This window comes from Betaproteobacteria bacterium, assembly GCA_016713305.1.
Taxonomy (GTDB): domain Bacteria; phylum Pseudomonadota; class Gammaproteobacteria; order Burkholderiales.
In genome coordinates this window covers 112,428-128,467 of the sequence record JADJPK010000012.1, presented here as the reverse complement: position 1 = coordinate 128,467, position 16,040 = coordinate 112,428, and the positions used below count along the sequence as shown (strand labels likewise).

Annotated in this window: 13 protein-coding genes and 1 pseudogene; 11 read left to right on the top strand and 3 right to left on the bottom strand. The window is 65.1% G+C overall.

Annotation, left to right across the window (positions count from 1 at the left end; all coding sequences use genetic code 11):
• Positions 1–7: 7 nt before the first annotated feature.
• Both IPK20_16890 and IPK20_16885 read left to right on the top strand, forming a co-directional pair.
• A complete protein-coding gene (locus tag IPK20_16890) occupies positions 8–490 on the top strand; it encodes a YbaY family lipoprotein (GenBank protein ID MBK8018237.1) in 483 nt (160 codons plus the stop codon).
• Positions 491–515: 25 nt separating this feature from the next.
• Positions 516–1,343 carry an SDR family oxidoreductase gene (locus tag IPK20_16885; GenBank protein MBK8018236.1) on the top strand — a complete coding sequence of 276 codons (828 nt, stop codon included), beginning with the start codon at positions 516–518 and terminating at the stop codon, positions 1,341–1,343.
• Positions 1,344–1,448: 105 nt separating this feature from the next.
• On the opposite strand, the gene IPK20_16880 is transcribed toward IPK20_16885, so the two are convergent.
• Complete coding sequence (locus tag IPK20_16880; GenBank protein MBK8018235.1) at positions 1,449–1,913, bottom strand: glutaredoxin family protein; 465 nt, start codon at positions 1,911–1,913, stop codon at positions 1,449–1,451.
• 142 nt (positions 1,914–2,055) lie between these two features.
• On the opposite strand from IPK20_16880, the gene IPK20_16875 reads away from it, so the two are divergent.
• From IPK20_16875 to IPK20_16865, 3 genes are all read left to right on the top strand, one after another.
• Positions 2,056–2,883, top strand: coding sequence for an alpha/beta hydrolase (locus IPK20_16875; protein ID MBK8018234.1), 828 nt, complete (start codon positions 2,056–2,058; stop codon positions 2,881–2,883).
• A gap of 3 nt (positions 2,884–2,886) precedes the next feature.
• Positions 2,887–3,198 carry a DUF1311 domain-containing protein gene (locus tag IPK20_16870; GenBank protein ID MBK8018233.1) on the top strand — a complete coding sequence of 104 codons (312 nt, stop codon included), beginning with the start codon at positions 2,887–2,889 and terminating at the stop codon, positions 3,196–3,198.
• A gap of 69 nt (positions 3,199–3,267) precedes the next feature.
• Entirely contained in the window at positions 3,268–4,113 is an 846-nt protein-coding gene (locus IPK20_16865) for a sugar phosphate isomerase/epimerase (protein ID MBK8018232.1), read from the top strand.
• Positions 4,114–4,165: 52 nt separating this feature from the next.
• On the opposite strand, the gene IPK20_16860 is transcribed toward IPK20_16865, so the two are convergent.
• On the bottom strand, positions 4,166–4,726 hold the full coding sequence (locus IPK20_16860; protein MBK8018231.1) for an Lrp/AsnC family transcriptional regulator: 561 nt from the start codon (positions 4,724–4,726) through the stop codon (positions 4,166–4,168).
• Positions 4,727–5,036: 310 nt separating this feature from the next.
• Here IPK20_16860 and ilvB point away from each other — a divergent pair.
• The 6 genes and pseudogenes from ilvB to IPK20_16830 all read left to right on the top strand — a co-directional run bounded on the left by ilvB (position 5,037) and on the right by IPK20_16830 (position 14,984).
• Positions 5,037–6,963, top strand: a pseudogene (gene ilvB, locus IPK20_16855) (biosynthetic-type acetolactate synthase large subunit).
• Positions 6,923–10,447, top strand: coding sequence for an indolepyruvate ferredoxin oxidoreductase family protein (locus tag IPK20_16850; GenBank protein ID MBK8018230.1), 3,525 nt, complete (start codon positions 6,923–6,925; stop codon positions 10,445–10,447). Before ilvB ends, IPK20_16850 begins: the two are co-directional and overlap by 41 nt.
• A 119-nt stretch (positions 10,448–10,566) precedes the next feature.
• Complete coding sequence (locus tag IPK20_16845) at positions 10,567–11,658, top strand: mandelate racemase (GenBank protein MBK8018229.1); 1,092 nt, start codon at positions 10,567–10,569, stop codon at positions 11,656–11,658.
• Positions 11,659–11,739: 81 nt separating this feature from the next.
• Positions 11,740–12,720: a D-2-hydroxyacid dehydrogenase family protein gene (locus IPK20_16840; GenBank protein ID MBK8018228.1), complete on the top strand. Its 981-nt coding sequence runs from the start codon at positions 11,740–11,742 to the stop codon at positions 12,718–12,720.
• Positions 12,721–13,054: 334 nt separating this feature from the next.
• Positions 13,055–13,297 (top strand): hypothetical protein, encoded by a 243-nt coding sequence (locus IPK20_16835; protein MBK8018227.1) that lies wholly within the window; start codon positions 13,055–13,057, stop codon positions 13,295–13,297.
• A 1-nt stretch (position 13,298) separates the two neighbouring features.
• A complete protein-coding gene (locus IPK20_16830; protein MBK8018226.1) occupies positions 13,299–14,984 on the top strand; it encodes a PEP-CTERM sorting domain-containing protein in 1,686 nt (561 codons plus the stop codon).
• On the opposite strand, the gene IPK20_16825 is transcribed toward IPK20_16830, so the two are convergent.
• A complete protein-coding gene (locus tag IPK20_16825; GenBank protein ID MBK8018225.1) occupies positions 14,925–15,851 on the bottom strand; it encodes a dihydrodipicolinate synthase family protein in 927 nt (308 codons plus the stop codon). The two genes, IPK20_16830 and IPK20_16825, sit on opposite strands and share 60 nt — an antisense overlap.
• Positions 15,852–16,040 lie beyond the last annotated feature (189 nt).

Sequence of the window (16,040 nt, the reverse complement as noted above, 5' to 3'; positions counted from 1 at the left end):
ATCGATCATGAAGCAGAAGCGGCACTTCGCCCGGCATGCGGCTGGCGCAATCCTGATCGCCGCTGCCACGATGTTCCTGGCCGGATGCGCCGGCAAAGGACAGCAGTCGTCGGACCTGGACCTCGACGTTCCGCGACCGCCGTCGGTCGAGGATCCGCGCACCGCGATCCTGTCCGGGCGCATCACCTACCTGCCGCGAATCGCGCTGAGCCCCAAGGCCGTCGTCAAGGTGTGGCTGCAGGACATGTCCGAGCCGGGTTCGCCGGTGCCGGTGATCATCGACGAACAGGAGATCCGCGCGCCCGGACAGGTGCCGGTCGCATTCCAGCTCAAGTATGACCCGTCGGCCATCCGGCCCGAGCGCCGCTATACGCTGCTCGTGAAGATCTACGAAGGGGACCGCGTGCGCTTTCTGAACGCCAGGACCTATCCGGTGCTGAGCGCGGGCTGCATGGCGGACTGCGAGGTGGCCGTGGATCTCATGAACTGAACGGCCGGAATTCCTGGAGACTGCCATGCTCGTTTCGCAACTGCTTCCCCGAGATCTCTTCCGCGGCAAGACGGTGTTCGTGACCGGTGGCGGATCGGGCATCAATCTGGGCATTGCCCGCAGCTTTGCGGCGCTGGGCGCCAATGTGGGCATCTGCGGCCGGACCCAGGACAAGCTCGACCGTGCCGCCGAGGAACTGCGGTCCCTCGGAGTCGCAGTGTGCGCGCAGGCCGCGGACGTCCGCGACTACGCGGCCCTCGAAGCGAGTCTGCGCGCGGCCCGGGACACGCTGGGCCCCATCGATGTCCTCGTGTGCGGTGCCGCCGGCAATTTCCCCATTCCCGCCGAGAAGCTGTCGCCGAACGGATTCAAGACCGTCGTCGACATCGATCTGCTCGGTTCCTTCAATGCCACGCGCGCGTCCTTCGAGCAGCTCAAGACGACCCGCGGGTGTGTCCTGTTCGTGTCCGCGGGCATGGCCTTCGTTCCGCATCCCTATCAGGTCCACGTGGGCGCCGCCAAGGCAGGGATCGACATGATGATGCGCAACCTGGCTTACGAGTGGGGCCGCTACGGAATCCGCTGCAACAGCATCATTCCCGGACCCATCGGCGGCACGGAAGGCATGCGGCGCCTCGGCGGCACGGACAGCGCGGAGGATCAATCGCTCGCCGTGCCGCTGGGCCGGTACGGCACGGTGGAGGAGATCGGCCAGGCAGCCGTGTTCCTCGCGTCGCCGTTGGCGGCCTATGTGACCGGCGCGGTGCTCACCGTGGATGGCGGTTCGAATCTGCTCGGGGCCGTACCGTTCCAGTCCGCCATCGAGAAGATGTTCGCGGGCCAGGGCCGGTAGGCTGTCGTCGCCCGCGTCGCTGTCTGCTGTTGCAGGCTGCAGCGCGATCGCAATGGGCAGATCGATCGGAGCTTGCGCGGGCGGGCGACTGCGGCCAGGGAGCGGTCAGGGATAGCCGCCGCTTTTCAGCATGGCGTCCAGGCCGCCAGCGTCGAAGCCGTCCATGCGCTGGGTGCCCACCAGGATGATCGGTACTCCGCGGCCCCCCAGCTGCTGGTACTTGCGTCTGCCTGACTCCGACGTTTCCACGTCCCGTTCGTCGAAGCCGATGCCGCGCTGCCGCAGATGCGCCTTGGCCCTCTGGCAATAGCCGCACCACGCGGCCGTGTAGAGAATGACCGGCTGCCTGCGCGGTGACTGGACGCCGGGAGCGGCATTGGATACGGTGGCCGGGCCGCGGATGGAACTCACCGGAGGCAGCTTCACCTGTTCGGCCTTCCCCTTGCCGGAGGCCGGCGGGGCGTCGGAGTAATGGACCTTTCCTTCGGCGTCCGTCCAGCGATAGATTTCGGCTGCAGCGTGCGCGGCGAACGCCACGACGATCAGGGTCAGCCAGCGCAAGCGGGGCATCCGGGGGTCTCGCGAGAAAAGTGCGGTCCCGTCGTCACGCACGACCCGCGCCAGGCGGCGAGGGCATCCAAGGAGAACGAACGTGGCATCGATCGGAACGCGATTCGTGGATCTGCCCAACGGCCAGCGCCTGCACGTCGCCATGGCCGGCAGCGGCCGCCCCATCCTGTTTCTGCATGGTTTTCCCGAGTTCTGGTTCATGTGGGAGTCCGCCCTGCGGCACTTCGGCGGCACGCATTGCGCCATCGCGCCGGATCAGCGCGGCTACAACCTCTCGTCCAAGCCGTCGGCGGTGCGGGACTATCGCGCAAAGCCGCTGGTCGAGGATCTGCTGCAGCTCATGGACGTTCTTGGACACGAACGCTTTGTCGTAGTGGCGCACGACTGGGGCGGTGCGATAGCCTGGAATCTCGCCGCGTGGCATCCGGAGCGTGTCGAGAAGCTGGTGATCCTCAATGCGCCGCACCCGATCACCTTTCTGCGGGAGCTTCGCTTCGATCCGGAGCAGGTGGCTGCGAGCGCCTACATGACCCTCTTCCGGCAGGACAAGGCCGAGCGGGTGCTGGCCTCCGAGGACTGGCGGCGTCTGGAGCGCATGACGTTCGATCAGTGGACGGCCAACGGCGGGCCCGGCGACGACGCGCATCGGCTCGCCTACCGGACCGCATGGTCCCAGCCGGGCGCCCTGACGGGCATGTTGAACTGGTATCGCGCATCGCCGCTGCACCCGCCCGAGGCCGATGCACCGTTGCCCGATCTGGACCCGGCCAAGTTCCATGTGCGCGTGCCGACGCTGGTCGTGTGGGGCGAACGGGACGTCGCCCTGCTCCCGGGCATCCTGCTGGGGCTGGAGTCGCATGTGGACGATCTGCGGATCCAGCGGATTGCGGACGCCTCGCACTGGATCGTGCATGAGCGGCCCGCTGCGGTGTTCGCGGCCATCGACGGATTTCTCGGAAAGACGGATTAGACGATGAAGTGGAAAGCAGGAGTTGCGGCCGCCGTCCTGGCGCTGTGCTGGCAGGGTACCCAGGCCGCCGATTGCAGCCGGCCCGCCACGGGGACGGAACGTCTGATCTGTTCCAACGACCGTGTGAGCGAGGCCGACCAGCGGATGGCCTTCGCGTTCTTCCTGGCTTACCGCCGGGCACCGGACGACGCGAGGAAGGACGCCGTCCGGCGCGCACAGCGGACCTGGGAGAAGGAGGTCCGCGATCCCTGCCCGGACGTGCCGTGCCTGCTGCGCGTCTACGAGGAGCGCACGCTCGATCTCGAGCAGAACTGAGCCGCCGGCGGGTCCGGGACAACTCGTCGCGGCGGGAACCGCCCGGACCCCTGCCGGGAAGGAGAATGCATGAAGTACGCCCTGCAGACAGCCGTGCTCCCCGAACTGTCCGCCTCCGAGGTGCTGGAGACGCTGCGGCGTCATGGCTACGACGGCGTGGAATGGCGCGTGCACGAGGAGTATCACGTCGATCCGCGCGCCCTTCCGGACGGCGCCAAGGCGATGGCCAGGGCCGCCGCGGCGCACGGGCTGGAGATCGCGTGTCTCATGGGCTACGCGGCACTGGATGATCTCGATCTGCAGAAGCGCACGGCGGAAGCCTGCGCGATCGCGGGCTGCCGCCGCTATCGTCCGGGCGCCGTGATCTACGACGGCTCGCGCCCGTATCGCCAGTTGTACACGCAGACCGTGGACCGCATCGGCGCCGTCATCGACGCCGTGTCGCCCTTCGGCGTGAAGCCGCTGATCGAAACCCATTTCGGCACCCTCGCACCGAGTCCGTCGGCGGCGTACGCGCTGGTGCGGCACTTCGACTCCGAGCGGATCGGCGTCAATTTCGACCCGGCCAATCAGGCGATCGAAGGCCGGGAGGCGTGGAAGATGGGGCTGGAGCTCCTTGGGCCATACCTCGACTACGTGCACGCCAAGAACGTGGCGTGGGAGCGCCACGAGGGCGGCTGGCGGTGGACCTGGGCACCGCTGAACGGCGGTATGGTCGACTGGACCGAGATGATGAGCGGGCTCTCGAGCGTGGGATACGACGGCTGGGTATCGAACGAGAACTTCTTCGAGGTGCCCCTGCGCACCCGTGGCTTCGCGGGGGAGGACCTCACCCAGTCGTTCGACCGCGCCCGCGACATCGACGAGCGGCTGGCGGCCGATCTGGCGTACTTGAGGCGGTGCCGCGGGGGGTGATCGCGGCCGCACGCAGTGCAGCGGACCGCGAGGGGCTGCCCCAGGTGTTTCGCTAGGGCCGATTGCTCTTCCTGGCCCCCGCCGGTTTTCCCGCACCGGCCGTCGCGGGCTCGGGCGGCGTTCCGGCTCCCGTCACGGGAGCCGGCAGGGTGCCGCCGGTCAGGGGAATGTCCGATTCCTTCAGCTTGCGCAGCACGAAGCTCGACTTGCTGTGCCGGATGCCGGGGATGCGGTAGAGCTTCTCGCGCAGCAGCCGCTCGTAGTCGCGCGTGTCCCGGACGGCGATCCGGATGAAGTAATCGTAGTCGCCGGAGACCAGGAAGGCCTCCAGTACTTCCGGAATCTCGCCCAGGATGCGGCCGAACTCGTAGAGCGTCTCGTCGCTGTGGCTTTCCAGGGTCACCTGGACGATGACCGTTTCGGCGAACCCCACGGCGGTGGGATCGATGCGCACCGTGTAGCCGCGGATCACGCCCTGCGCTTCCATGCGCTTGATGCGGTTCCAGCACGGCGTCGACGACAGCCCCACGCGGGCGCTGATCTCCTGCAGGCTGGTGCGGCTGTCCTGCTGCAGCACGGCCAGTATGGCGAGGTCGAACTTGTCCAGATCCATGGGCGAGGCTCCCTGGGAGAGAAGATCTTTCTGCCTTCCGGCGTGCGGGCTCGGTCTGCCCCGTGTTCCTCATCCCACGGGGCCGGTCGCGGCGCCCGTTGCTCCGGCGCCGGGAGGGCCGTTGCCGGCGGGTCGAGGTGCGGTCGGAAGGAATATCTGCAGGACATCGTATCTCAGAAAAATAGTTCCGAAAATGTCCCGTGACGCGAGGAAAATGAGACGCCTTTTCTTGAGGGCGGCAGGTATCGTTTCATCCGCTGACCCACCTCGACACCGCGCCTGCGGGGGCGAGATCCGAAAAGGAAACACCATGAATGCTTCGACCGCCACCGCGTTCCTCGAGCCGCCCGAGCTGCTCGAGACGGGTGCTTCCGTCACGGGAGCACGCGCGCTTCTGGATGCCCTCCTGGAGCACGGCGTCGAGGTGATTTTCGGCTATCCGGGCGGCGCGATTCTTCCGGTGTACGACGCGCTCTACGACGAGCCGCGCCTGCGCCACGTGCTCGTGCGGCACGAGCAGGCGGCCGTTCACGCGGCCGAGGGCTACGCCCGTTCCACCGGCCGGCCGGGTGTCGTGCTGGTGACCTCCGGTCCCGGCGTGAGCAACACGATCACGGGCCTGCTCGATGCGATGAGCGATTCGGTGCCCATCGTGTGCATCAGCGGTCAGGTGGCGACGTCGCTCATCGGCACCGATGCCTTCCAGGAGTGCGATGCGCTGGGACTTTCCCGGCCCGTGACCAAGTGGAACGCCCAGGTGCGCAGCGCGGCCGAAGTCACCGAACTGGTGGGCAAGGCCTTCCGGGTCGCGACCACCGGCCGTCCCGGCCCCGTGCTTCTCGATTTCCCGAAGGACCTCCAGCTTGCGACCGTGGGGTCGTCCCAGCCCGTGAGTCGCGCGAAGGTCCCGCCCGAGCCCAGGCGGCAGGTGTCGCGTGCACGTCTGGGCGAGGCCGCGGAACTGCTGGCCTGCGCGCGCCGCCCGGTCTTCTAGGGGGGGGGGGCTGGTGAATTCCGGCGAGGCTGCCTGCACGGCATTCGCGCAGCTCGTGGAACGCACGGGCGCACCCTGCACTCTGACGCTGATGGGACTCGGGGCCTTCCCGGCCTCCAGCCCGCAATTTCTCGGCATGCTGGGTATGCACGGCACGCTCGAAGCGAATCTCGCGATGCATCACGCCGACCTCATCGTCTGCGTCGGCGCGCGGTTCGACGATCGCGTCACCGGCAGGCTCGAGGACTTCTGCCCCTACGCTCGCACCGTGCACATCGACATCGACCCGTCGTCCATCAACAAGCGCGTGAAGGCGGACGTGCCCATCGTGGGGGACTGCCGCGAAGCGCTGACCGGGCTGCTCGAAGCCATGGACGAGATCAGGACGCCCGCCCCGTCGCTGGAGCCCTGGTGGGAGCAGATCGAACAGTGGCGTGCGGAAGACAGTCTCGGTTTCGAGCCGAGCACGGAGCACATCCTGCCGCAGCAGCTCATGCGTTCGCTGGCGGGCGCCCTCGAGGGGCGGGATGCCGTCGTGTCCACCGACGTGGGGCAGCACCAGATGTGGGCCGCCCAGTACATCGGGTTCGACCGTCCCGGCCGCTGGCTCACCTCCGGCGGCGCCGGAACGATGGGGTACGGACTGCCTGCCGCGATCGGCGCGCAGATCGCCCACCCCGGTTCCACGGTGGTGTGCGTGAGCGGCGATGCCTCGGTCCTGATGAACCTGCAGGAGCTGTCCACGGCGGCCCAGCACTCGGTGCCGGTAAAGCTCGTCGTGACGAACAACTCGCACATGGGCATGGTCCGCCAATGGCAGGAACTGGTGCATGGCGGCCGCCTGAGTCACAGCTGGACGGCGGCCTTGCCCGATTTCGTGGCCGTGGCGCGAGGCTTCGGCTGGGGTGCGGAACGGGTGGAAGACCCGGCCGACCTCGATGCCGCCATCGCGCGCTGCCTGGCGCATCCCGGCCCGTTCTTTCTCGACGTGGCCGTAGCGCAGCTCGAGAACTGCTTTCCGATGATCCCGGCCGGTTCCGGCCACCATGAAGTGATGCTCGACGCGACGCGCCGCTGGAACGGCTCGCGCGTCACCGACGACCGCCAATCCACCCTCGTGGAATTACCCGTCCGCGAGGGTTGCAGGGCCGCTGCCGAACACAAGGCAACCGGCACCGAGGCTTTTCCAACAGGAGAACACCATGCACGCCGTAACCCTGGACGACAAGTACGTCGCCGATAACGGAAGAATCTATCTGACCGGCATCCAGGCGCTGGTCCGCCTGATGCTGGTCCAGCGCCGGCGCGATCTCGCCGCCGGCCTCAACACCGCGGGATTCGTCTCCGGCTATCGGGGCTCGCCGCTCGGCGGGCTCGACGAGGCGCTGTGGAAGGCGGGCAAGCATCTCGAAGCCCACCATGTGAAGTTCCAGCCGGGCGTGAACGAGGAACTCGCGGCCACGGCCGTGTGGGGCACGCAGCAGGTGCACCTCACCGGCGGTTCGCCGTACGACGGCGTCTTCTCCATGTGGTACGGCAAGGGTCCCGGCGTCGACCGCTGCGGCGATGTGTTCAAGCACATGAACTTCGCCGGCACCGCGAAGCATGGCGGCGTGCTGCTCGTCGCGGGGGACGATCACGGCGCATATTCCTCGACGCTGCCGCACCAGAGCGACCACCTGTTCGCAGCTTCCATGATCCCGGTGCTGTATCCCTGCAACGTGGAGGAATACATCGAGCTGGGTCTGCACGGCATCGCCATGTCGCGCTTCTCCGGGTGTGCCGTGGGCTTCAAGGCGCTGGCCGACACGGTGGAGTCCTCTGCGTCGATCGTCGCGGATCTCACCCAACCGAAGATCGTCCTGCCCGAGAACTTCACGATGCCCGAAGGCGGACTGAACGGCAGGCTCTCCACCGACACGCTGGGCGTGCAGGCGCGCAAGCAGGAAGCGCTGATGCAGGACTACAAGATCTACGCCGCCATCGCGTACGCCCGTGCCAACCGCCTGAACCGCATCACCATCGATTCGCCGCACGCGCATCTTGGAATCATCGCGTCCGGCAAGTCCTACCTGGACGTTCTGGAGGCGCTCGAGGAACTGGGCATTACCGAGCGGGACGCTGCCGAGATCGGTATCCGCCTGTTCAAGGTCGGCATGCCCTGGCCTCTCGAACCGGACGGCGTGCGGGAATTCGCGCGCGGCCTGGAGGAAATCCTCGTGGTCGAGGAGAAGCGCCAGATGGTGGAGTACCAGTTGAAGGAGCACCTGTACAACTGGCACACGGACGTGCGTCCGCGCGTGATCGGCAAGTTCGACGAGCAGGGTGAGTGGGTCGCGCCGCGCGGCAACTGGCTGCTGCCGGCCAAGGGCGACTTCTCCATCGCGCAGATCGCGCGCGTCATCGCGGGCCGCGTCGCGCGGTTCTATCCCAGCGACCGCATCCGCGCGCGGCTGGCGTTTCTCGAGGCGAAGGAGGCGGTGCTCAAGAAGGCCGTGCAGACGCCCACCCGTCCGGCGTGGTACTGCTCGGGCTGTCCGCACAATCGCTCGACGAAGGTACCCGAGGGCAGCCTCGCACTGGCCGGCATCGGCTGTCACGTGATGGCCACGGCCATCTATCCCGAGCACAACAAGACGACCACGCAGATGGGCGGCGAGGGCGCGCCGTGGATCGGCCAGGCGCCGTTTTCCAAGCGCAAGCACGTGTTCGCGAATCTGGGCGATGGCACGTACTTCCACTCGGGGCACATGGCCATCCGCGCCGCCGTGGCTGCGAACGTCGACATGACGTACAAGATCCTCTACAACGACGCCGTCGCGATGACGGGCGGCCAGCCGGTCGACGGCACGATCACCGTGCCGATGATCGCCAACCAGATGGCGGCCGAAGGGGTGAAGCGGATCGCGCTGGTGACCGAGGATCTCTCCCGTTACGCCGACCGCTCGGCCCTGCCTGCACAGGTCACACTGCACGAACGGGGCAGTCTCGACGACGTGCAAAGAGAGTTGCGCGAAGTGAAGGGCGTCTCGGTCATCATCTATGACCAGACATGTGCTGCGGAGAAGCGCCGCCGCCGCAAGAAGGGCGAGTTCCCCACGCCCGACCGGCGCATGTTCATCAACGAAGCCGTGTGCGAAGGCTGCGGCGACTGCGGCGTGAAATCCAACTGCACGGCCATCCTGCCGCTGGAGACGGAATTCGGCCGCAAGCGTCTCATCGACCAGTCGGCGTGCAATCAGGACTTCACCTGCGTGGAAGGCTTCTGTCCGAGCTTCGTGAGCGTGAAGGGCGGCACACCGAAGAAGTCGCGCGCCGCACGTACCGCCGACACGTCCGCGTTCGGCGAATTGCCGGCGCCCGAGTCCGCGAATCTGGACCGGCCCTTCAACCTCCTGATCACGGGCGTGGGCGGCACCGGCGTCATCACCATCGGCGCGCTGCTGGGCATGGCAGGGCACCTGGAGGGCAAGGGCGTGTCGGTGCTCGACATGACCGGCATGTCGCAGAAGAACGGTTCCGTGACCTCGCACGTGCGGATCGCGGCGCAGCAGGCCGACCTGCGCGCGCAGCGCATCGCCACGGGTGAAGCGGACGTGATCCTCGGTTGCGACATGCTGACCGCTGGTGCCGCGGATGCCATTGCCAAGGCGGCACCGGGACGCACGACGGCGATCATCAACGGTCACGAGCAGCCCACGGGCAAGTTCGCGCAGGAACGCGACTGGGCGTTCCCCGATGCCCAGGTCCGCGCGCTGATCGACGAATCGGTCGAAGGCAAGGCTCACTATTTCGACGCGACGCGGATCGCAACAGCGCTGCTGGGCGATTCCATCGCGACCAACCTGTTCATGTTGGGGTACGCGTTCCAGAAGGGGTTGGTCCCGGTGGGGGCGCAGGCGCTGGATCGTGCGATCGAGTTGAACGGCGTTGCCGTCGAAGCGAATCGGCAGGCGTTCCTGTGGGGTCGTCGCATGGCCATCTGGCCGGAACTCGTGGAGAAGGCAGCGACCCCGGCGAAGCCCGTCACGGTGAATCTGCCCCAGTCGCTGGACACTCTGGTCAAGCGGCGGGTGGAGTTCCTCACCGCCTACCAGAACGCGGCATACGCGCGGCAGTTCGAGAGTTTCGTGCAAGGCGTTCGCGAGGCGGAGGCGAAGTTCAACGGCGGTGACCGTATCGCCAAGGCCGTGGCCGGTTCGCTGTTCAAGCTGATGGCGTACAAGGACGAGTACGAAGTCGCGCGGCTCTACTCGAACGGAGACTTCGAGGCGCGCGTCCGTGGTGCGTTCGATGGCGACTACAAGATCACCTATCACCTCGCACCGCCGCTGTTCGCCAAGCGGGATTCGCAAGGGCATCTGGTCAAGCGCGAATACGGCGCCTGGATGAAACCTGCGTTCGGGCTGCTGGCGAAATTCCGGTTCCTCCGGGGAAGTCCGCTCGATCCGTTCGGCAAGACGGACGAACGCCGGACGGAACGGGCGCTCGTCGAGCGGTACCGTTCGTCCGTCTCCGCTGCCTTGCAGAAGCTGCATGCCGGGAACCACGCGTCCGTGCTGGAGCTGGCCCAGCTGCCGGATCAGATCCGCGGCTTCGGGCATGTGAAGGAGCAGGCGCTGAAGGCCGTGCAGGATCGCTGGACCGAACTGGAATCCGTGATCGGAAGTCCCGGGGCGGCTGCGCCGTCGAGCCAGTCTCCTGCCTCTGGCAAGATAGCCGCCTGACGTCAGTCGATGTGCTGCCGCCGCCGGCCGCAGCACCGCGCGACGCATCGTCGATTTGCGCCCGGCCGCGCGGCCGGGCGTTTCTTCATTCAAAGGAGAACCGAGTGAGCAATGCAGCAGTGTGTCCCCGCCTCACCTTCGAGAGCGTGCGGGTGAGAGCGGTGTCGGTCCCTCTGCGCCGCCCGCTCGTGGCGAAGGTCGGCAACTTCGAAAAATGGCCTTTCGTGCTGATCGATGTGCAGACGCGGGAAGGCGTGGTCGGCCGGTCCTACCTGGAGCCCTACGTGGCCAGTTCGGTCCGCTACGTGGCGGGCGCGATCGAAGACCTGGCGTCACGTCTGGCGGGCAAGCCGCTCGCGCCGCTCGACGCCTTCCGCGACAACATCGGCGCGCTGCATCTGCTGGGCAGGCAGGGCATCAGCGTGATCGCGACGGCCGGTCTCGACATGGCCATCTGGGACGCCTTCGCGCGTGCTGCGGGTCTGCCTCTGTGCGTGCTGCTCGGCGGCACGACCGGCAAGGTGCGGGCGTACAACACGAATGGCCTCTGGCTCATTCCGCTGGACCGTCTCGAAGCCGAAGCGGCTTCGCTCGTGGCCGAAGGCGGGTTCGAGGCCATCAAGCTGCGCCTGGGCCGGCCGACGCTGCAGGATGATCTCGACGCCATCGCGGCCGCGCGCCGCGGAGCGGGCAAGGACATCAAGCTGATGGTGGACTTCAATCAGGGTCTTGCCTACGGCGAGGCGATGTTGCGGCTGCAGGCGCTGGATGACCAGGGCTTGTACTGGTTCGAAGAGCCGGTCGTGTTCGACAACTACGAGGGGTCCGCCCGTCTCGCGCGCGAACTGAAGACGCCCGTGCAGATCGGCGAGAACATCTACGGCCCGCGCGAGTTCTACAAGGCGGTGACGGCGCAGGCCGCGGACCTCTACATGCCTGATCTCATGCGGATTGGCGGAGTGACGGGATGGATGCGGTCCGCCGCCATCGCAGGCGCGGCCGGGGCGCCGTTGTCGAGCCACCTTTACCCGATCGTGTCCTCGCATCTGCTGCGCGTCAGCGAAACCGCCGACTGGCTCGAAGCGAGCGACTGGGCCAATCCCATCCTCGCCACTCCCCTGGAGGTCAAGGACGGATACGCTATGGTTCCCGACACCCCGGGAAGCGGGATCGACTGGAACGAGGAGGCCGTGAAGCGTCTGGCGCTGTAGCGCCAGCCTGCCGCGCGCCGTGCATGCGGCGCGCGCCGCCTCCTTATCCGTGGTGCCCGCTGCCCACCCTCAGGAAGAAACATGACACGGATCGCGGTACTGGACGATTGGCAGCGCGTGGCCCGGTCGAGTGCGGACTGGACAGCGCTGGAGCAGCGCGCGGCCGTGACGTTCTTCGAACGTCCACTGGAGGCAGGAGAACTCGCGACCACGCTTGCCGGGTTCGACATTCTCGTCATCATGCGGGAACGGACCCACTTCCCCGCCTCGCTCATCGAGCAGCTGCCGCGGCTCAGGATGATCTGCCTGACGGGAGTGCGCTCGGGCACGCTCGCCATCGATGCCTGCACGGCCCGAGGCATCGTCGTGTCGAACACCGGCAGCCAACGTTCGGATGCGACGACCGCCGAGATGGCGTTGTCGCCCCTGCTCGCGGCCGCGCGGCACGTGCCTGCGGCCGATCGGAACGTCCGCGCCGGACGGTTTCAGGAATCGGTGCCGCTCGGGGACGTTCTGGAGGGCCGCACGCTGGGCGTGCTGGGCCTGGGCAAGATCGGCACTCGTCTGGCGCGCTATGGCGCGGCCCTGGGCATGAACGTCGTGGCCTGGAGTCCCAATCTCACCGAAGAACGCGCGGCGGCTGCGGGCGCTCGGCTGGTGGGTAAGGGCGAGTTCTTTGCGACCTCCGACGCTGTGACGATCCATCTGGTGCTGTCCGACCGTACGCGCGGAATCGTGGGCCGTTCCGAACTTGGCGCCATGAAGCCGGGCGCCATCCTGGTCAACACTTCGCGCGGACCGCTCGTGGACGAGGCGGCCCTGGTGGAACGGCTGCAGGAGGGAATACTTCGTGCCGGACTGGATGTCTACGACCGCGAGCCGCTTCCCCAGGGTCACCCCCTGTTCTCCCTTCCCAATGCCGTACTGAGTCCGCATCTGGGCTACTGCACCTCGGAGGTCTACGGGCAGTTCTACCGCGAAGCCGTCGAGGATGTGCTCGCGTATCTCGACGGCAAGCCGATCCGTGTGATGAACCCCGTTGTTCTTGCCGGCGGCGTCTGACACCTCCCGGGCCGGGTGCCGGGAGGTGTCAGGCGCCGTGGAACTGCAACTGTCGAGAAACGGCACAGCGGCTGCTGCGTTGTTCTCGAGCGCGTGCATCCTCGAAGGGATCTTCCTCCTGCGCAGGTACCTCGCGAATGCATTGACCCGTTTGCGGCACGGCCTATGCATTCGCCATCGCGCCACAAGTCCAATCCTCTTCTCTTCCCGCTGACGCGAGCGCCGGTCGCACTGGGCGCCCGTGATTCTTGACAGCGGCCTCGACCGTTGCGTGCGGACCGCCAGCCGATTGACGCGGCGGTCACCGGCGCCCGTGCGCACGAGGAGACCTCCCATGCTTGCCGATGCCACCCGTCCCTCCGGACGGCCGTTTCCCATTCCGGCTTTCTCCCACGCGCACCGCCGTTGGTGCGCGGCGTTCCTGCTTCTTGCAGCCATGAACGCACACGGATTCACGTTCGTCGGTGACCGGCGGATCGCCGATCCGGCCATTGCCGGAGCGTTCATTCCGGCGCCGCTCTACTGGGCCGTACTGGCCGTCCGGGACCTGCAGGGGCTCCCCGATCCGAACGCTTAACGTGACGTTCAACACGGCCGCCGGTTTCGCCGTCGCAGCGGCCGACCAGCCCGCGGTGATGCGTGCCGTGGCCACCTGGGACAACCGAGCGCCCATTCTCGGCGCCGACAACCTGACGTTCTTTCCAGCGGGCCTGCCCGCCGGCACGCCGGTCAAGGTCCTCGGCGGGCAGACGTTCGATCTCGAGACGATCCTCGTCCACGAAATGGGACACGCGATCGGGCTGGGGCATCCCAACTTCGCCGACCGTGCCGTCGGTCCTGTCGTTCCCGGGCCCGTGACGCGCTTCACGGCCAGCACGCTCGGCGCGAACGGCCGCATCGACGCGGCGGGAAGGGACGGCCGTGTCGGCAACTTCGACGACAACCGCGGCGATGACCTGTCCCTGCACCTCGTGGACCGCGACAACAATCCGTTCAATGCCTTCAATGGAGTCATCGACAAGTCCACGTTCACCATGGACGGACCGTTCGCGACCGGCGGATTCGCGCAGACGCCGACACGCGAGGTTGCGGCGGCGGGGCGGGCGGCGACCGGCTTCAACGCGATCCGCGACCTGGAGGCGCTCATGGTGCAAGGTGCGCGTCCGCTGGAAGTCCAGCGCGAGCTGACCCGAGACGATCTGCATGGCATGAGCTACCTGCAGAGCGGACCGGACCAGTTGAGCGGCGGACGCTTCGCCGCCGACGACTATGTGTTCAGCCTGGTGTTCAACGCGGCGGGCGTCGCGAGCGCAGCGGGCGCGGTTCCGGCCGGGGTGCAGATCCTCGTCAACAACATCGCGCTCGCACCCCCGCTGGGGCGGACCGTGTTCGCACGCCCGTTCGCCTCGGCCATCGTGGAGTACGACATCGACGACGAGACCGGGCAGGCCATCGCCCAGACCGACATCTGGCTGGACGGTCCGTTGGAGAGCGCCGGTACGACGATCCAGTTCGTCGACGTGACGCTCTATGACGCCTTCGGTCCGACCGTCGTGCAGGTGCCTGAGCCCGGATCGATCTTGTTGTTGGTGGCGGGTCTGACTCTCGTCGTACAACGTCGGGCGCGACGAGTCGCCAATGCGCGGGCCTCGAAAAAAAAAAAAAAAAAAAAAAAAAAAAAAAAAAAAAAAAAAAAAAAAAAAAAAAAAAAAAAAAAAAAAAAAAAAAAAAAAAAAAAAAAAAAAAAAAAAAAAAAAAAAAAAAAAAAAAAAAAAAAAAAAAAAAAAAAAAAAAAAAAAAAAAAAAAAAAAAAAAAAAAAAAAAAAAAAAAAAAAAAAAAAAAAAAAAAAAAAAAAAAAAAAAAAAAAAAAAAAAAAAAAAAAAAAAAAAAAAAAAAAAAAAAAAAAAAAAAAAAAAAAAAAAAAAAAAAAAAAAAAAAAAAAAAAAAAAAAAAAAAAAAAAAAAAAAAAAAAAAAAAAAAAAAAAAAAAAAAAAAAAAAAAAAAAAAAAAAAAAAAAAAAAAAAAAAAAAAAAAAAAAAAAAAAAAAAAAAAAAAAAAAAAAAAAAAAAAAAAAAAAAAAAAAAAAAAAAAAAAAAAAAAAAAAAAAAAAAAAAAAAAAAAAAAAAAAAAAAAAAAAAAAAAAAAAAAAAAAAAAAAAAAAAAAAAAAAAAAAAAAACCCGATCTCATTGTCCGGAGGGCGCCTCAGCCGAGCTTCACCACCTCGGTGATGTCCACCCCTGGCAACGCGCTTTCGATGAGTGAGGAGATCTGATCCGCCGCACCGGGCGCAAGTCCCGCGCCCGGATGCCGGACGGTGGCCGACGACAGCAGTCCCCGGCGGCGCAGGATCTCCTTCCGCACTGCCACACCGGGCTGCTGTTCGAAGACGATCAGCGGGAGGAATCGCGTATAGAGCGTACGTGCACGGGCCCAGTCCCCGGCTCGTGCCGCCTTCACCATGGCGATCAGCACCTCGGGGAACGCGAAGCCCGTGTTGAAACCGTCGCCTCCGGCCTCGAGGTCGAAGAGCCCGTAGAGCGCGCCCAGTCCGGTCATGATGCTCAACGGGTGCTCGGCCAGCGCCTGGCGCAGCGCGCGCAGCTTGGGGGGCGTGGGCACGGCTTCTTCCTTGATGCCCGCGATGTTGGGGACTTCCCGCGCGATTCGCGCGAGCAGGGGCACGGGCATGTGCACGGCGGTCGATGCCGGATGGTCCTGGACGACGACCGGAATCGGCGAGGCGGTGCACACCCGGCGGAAATAGTCGAAGACGCGTTCGTCGTTGGGCACCGGTTCGGCCGAGGGCGCCACCATCACCGCGGACGCGCCGGACTCGGCCGCCATGGCAATGAGATCGATGGTGGCCTGGGTTCCGGGATGGCTGGAGCCGACGATCACTGGCATGCGGCCCGAAGCTGCCTTGACCGCCGTTCGCACGGCCCATTCACGGTCGCGGTCGGACAGCCGGTTGGATTCTCCGAGGACTCCCAGCACCGTGACACCATCGGCGCCCGCATCAGCCATGAAGCGGACGAGCCAGTCGAGGGATTGCAGGTCGAGGGATTCGTCGGGCAGGAAGGGCGTGGCGAGAATCGGCACGACGCCGCTGAACTGGAAGGCGTTTGTCATGGCGCCGATTCTGCAGCGGGGAGGCGTGCGTGTAAATCCGCGATGTCCTGCGCTTGCGCGGCCGGGATGCCCGTGTCCCGATCGGCGCTGCGGTTGGTCGGGGCGAAGCGCTGTGTTCAAATACCCCGGCAACGTTCGACCCATGCCACGGGCCGCGCGGTATCCGGATTCCCGCGAGGGCCCGGCGCG